Genomic DNA, 3251 nt, shown 5'->3' on the forward strand with positions numbered 1-3251 from the left:
GCGGTGCTCCGCGGCCACCGCCGCGACCAGCGCCACGTCCCCGACGTGCAGGTGACCGACCCGGTGCGCGACGCCGACCACGTGGACGCCCTCGCGTCCGGCCGTCTCGGCGGCCAGCTCGGCGATGATCCGGGACGCCTGGGGATGCGAGCTGTACTCGATCGAGTCGACGGCCTGGCCGATGTCGTGGTTGCGCACCACCCCGGTGAACGTGACCACAGCGCCGGCCGCCTGGTGTCCGACCCCGGCGGTCAGTTCGGCGATCGACAACGGTTCGTCGGTCACCTCAGCGAACAACACCTGACCACTCATCGCGCCTCCTCAGCCGCCGGCGAACGGCGGCAGGACGTCAACGGCGGCGACGCCGGTCGGCAGGGCGGCGTCGGTGGCGGCGGTCTGGCCGTCCAGCAGCAGCGTGCAGACGCTGAGCACCTGGGCCAGCCTCTGGTCGTCGGCGCCCAGCCGGGTCACCAGGTCTCCCACCGTGCCGCCGGACGGCACCGTCACGACGGTGCGGTCGGTGCCGGCGGCTTCGGCGGCTCCGGCGTAGAAGCGCACGCTGCAGGTGGTGGTGGCGTTGGTCGTCATGGTTTCCTCTCGTCAACCGCCGATGGCGGACATGGGACGGGATGGGCGGGCAAAGCCATCATGGTCGATGCCGTGACTGCGGGGCTTGAGCCAGGTGGCCCGGCGCCACAGCTGCGCCAGCTCGTCGTCGCTGGCGCCGGCCCGTAGCGGGCCCCGCAGGTCGGTTTCCACCTGGTCGAACAGGCAGGTGCGGATCTGGCCGTCGGCGGTCAGCCGGGTGCGGTCGCAGGAGGTGCAGAACGGCGCGGTCACCGCGGCGATGATGCCGATGTCGCCGGTCAGGTCGCCCCACTCGACGTTCCACAGTTCGGCCGGTGACGTGCCCCGCTCGGTCGGCGGAGCTGTCAGCCGGGCACCGGCGGCGACCAGGGCGGTCAGCAGTTGCTGGCGGGTGACGATGGCGTTGCGCCGCCACTCCACTGAACCACCCAGCGGCATGTGCTCGATGAACCGCAACTGGTACCCCTGCGCCAGGCAGAACCGCAGCAGCGCCGGGGCGTCGGTGGTGTAGTGGGCGGGCTGCGGCACCGCGTTCACCTTGATCGGGGCCAGGCCGGCGTCCCTCGCGGCGGTCAGTCCGGCGACCACGGCGGGCAGGTGGTTGCGACGGGTGACCTCGGCGTAGTGCTTGGGGTTGATCGAGTCCAGCGAGACGTTGACGCGTTGCAGGCCGGCGGCGGCGAGCTTGCGGGCCCGCCGGGCCAGGCCGAGGGCGTTGGTGGTGAGCGAGATCCCTGGCACCGCCCCGTCCACTGTGCGCAAGGTGGCGGTGGCGGCGATCAACTGTTCCAGGCCGCGGCGCAGCAGCGGTTCGCCGCCGGTGAACCTGACGTCGGAGATGCCAAGCCGGGTGATCGCGACGCCGATCAGCCTGGTCAGTTCGTCGTCGGTGAGCAGGGTGTCCTCGGGCAACCAGTGATCCGGATCCTCCGGCATGCAGTAGGTGCAGCGCAGGTTGCAGCGGTCGGTCAGCGAAACCCGCAGGTCGCGGGCGACGCGTCCATAGCGGTCGATCAGTGGGGCGTCGGCAGGCAGGTCGGGGGCGTTCGCGGGCATTCCCAGGTGTGCGGGCACCGACGTCGCCTCCTTGCTCTCGGTCCTGTCGCAGCCGTGGCCTGCCGCCGGAGGTGGAGCAGTTGGCCGTCCCGCCCCCGGCATTTGTCCAGTCTGCCATAGAAGAATCAGGGAACCGCAGGTGGTCATTGCGGGGTGGCCGGGCTGGTTCGTGCCTGCCGGACAGCCGGTTCACCGCCAACGGACAGATCGCCGCGGTTGGTTTTGACGCAGTTCAACAGCTACACGTCAGGACACACCATGAAGCACTCCATGCGTTTCACCACCGCCCTGCTCGCCCTGGGTCTGCCGCTGGCCGGTTGCGCCACGACAACCGTTGATGACGCGTCCGGGACTCCCTCGGCCAGCCCGTCCGCCGCCGGCACGCCGGCTGCGCCCGCAGCCGCGGGCTACGACCTGGCACCCGCCGTGGTGATGGCCGGGAACGCCGACCACACGACCGTGAACCCGGACGAATGGGACGCTGCCCGGGCTGTCGATGTGCAGCTGTCCGGGAGCGGTCTGGTGGGCAGCGCGGCGGGGGTCTCGGCCAGCGGGTCGACGGTCACGGTTGACCGGGCAGGCGTCTACCGGTTGAGCGGTTCGCTCACCGGCCAGCTCAGGGTGGCCGCGGGCGAGGACGACCTGGTCGTGCTCATCCTCGACGGGGTCGAGATCGACAACGATGCCGGCGCGGCGATCGAGGTGGTCAGCGCCGATGACGTGGCCATCGAGTTGGCAGCCGGTAGCCAGAACACGGTGTCCGACGCGGCGACCTACGCGGCCGATGCCGATGCCGACGCCGCGATCCATTCGGCGTCCGACCTGACCATCTCGGGCGATGGCGCGCTCACCGTGACCGGAAACGGCAACGACGGCATCACCTCGAAAGACGACCTGGTCATCATGGGCGGGGCGATCAGCGTGACCGCAGCCGACGACGCCCTGCGCGGCACCGACGCCCTGGTGGTCGAGGGCGGGACGCTGCAGCTGACCGCAACCGCGGGCGACGGCATGAGTAGCGACGGCGACGACGACGAGCAGGGCGCCGACATCGACTGGACGCGGGGCTACATCCTCGTGCGCGGCGGCACGATCGAAGTGACCGCCGGGGACGATGGATTGCAGGCGTTCACCGACACGGTGGTCGCCGGCGGTTCGGTCACCGTCGGGGTGGTGGACGACGGGATCAAGGGCGAGGTCATCGTCTCGATCGGCCAACTCGATGGGGTGGACGCACCGACCGTCACCGTGACCGAGTCGCAGGAGGGCCTGGAGGCCGCCAACATAGGTATCAGCGCGGGTGTGGTCGACATCACCGGCGACGATGACGGCATCAACGCCTCGGGCAACGGCGAGCTGCAGGCCCGGATCGCAGGCACCGAGTACGTCGAGCAGGACGAGATGGCCGACACCGGCGAGCGGCTCGAGATCACCGGCGGCACGGTGATGGTGGTCGCTGGCTTCGATGGGCTGGACTCCAACGGCAGCCTGACCATCTCGGGCGGCTCGGTCGACATCACCGCCGTCCAGCGTGGCGGTGAGGGACCGATCGACGCCAACGGCGGCGTCGATGTGGCCGAAGGGGTCGTAACCGCGAACGGTTCGGC

The 3251-nt window shown here is 70.5% G+C and carries 4 protein-coding genes; 1 reads left to right on the plus strand and 3 read right to left on the minus strand.

What is annotated here, in order from left to right:
• From WBL05_RS10180 to moaA, 3 genes are all read right to left on the minus strand, one after another.
• A partial coding sequence (locus tag WBL05_RS10180; protein WP_424225665.1) for a molybdenum cofactor biosynthesis protein MoaE occupies window positions 1-312 on the minus strand: 312 nt, incomplete at its 3' end.
• A 9-nt stretch (window positions 313-321) separates the two neighbouring features.
• Window positions 322-588, minus strand: a complete 267-nt coding sequence (locus WBL05_RS10185) for a MoaD/ThiS family protein (RefSeq protein ID WP_424225666.1) — start codon at window positions 586-588, stop codon at window positions 322-324.
• Between the two features lie 12 nt (window positions 589-600).
• Entirely contained in the window at window positions 601-1662 is a 1062-nt protein-coding gene (moaA, locus tag WBL05_RS10190; protein WP_424225667.1) for a GTP 3',8-cyclase MoaA, read from the minus strand.
• 252 nt (window positions 1663-1914) lie between these two features.
• On the opposite strand from moaA, the gene WBL05_RS10195 reads away from it, so the two are divergent.
• A partial coding sequence (locus tag WBL05_RS10195; protein WP_424225669.1) for a carbohydrate-binding domain-containing protein occupies window positions 1915-3251 on the plus strand: 1337 nt, incomplete at its 3' end.

It is taken from the genome of Brooklawnia sp. (assembly GCF_049651565.1).
Taxonomy (GTDB): domain Bacteria; phylum Actinomycetota; class Actinomycetes; order Propionibacteriales; family Propionibacteriaceae; genus Brooklawnia.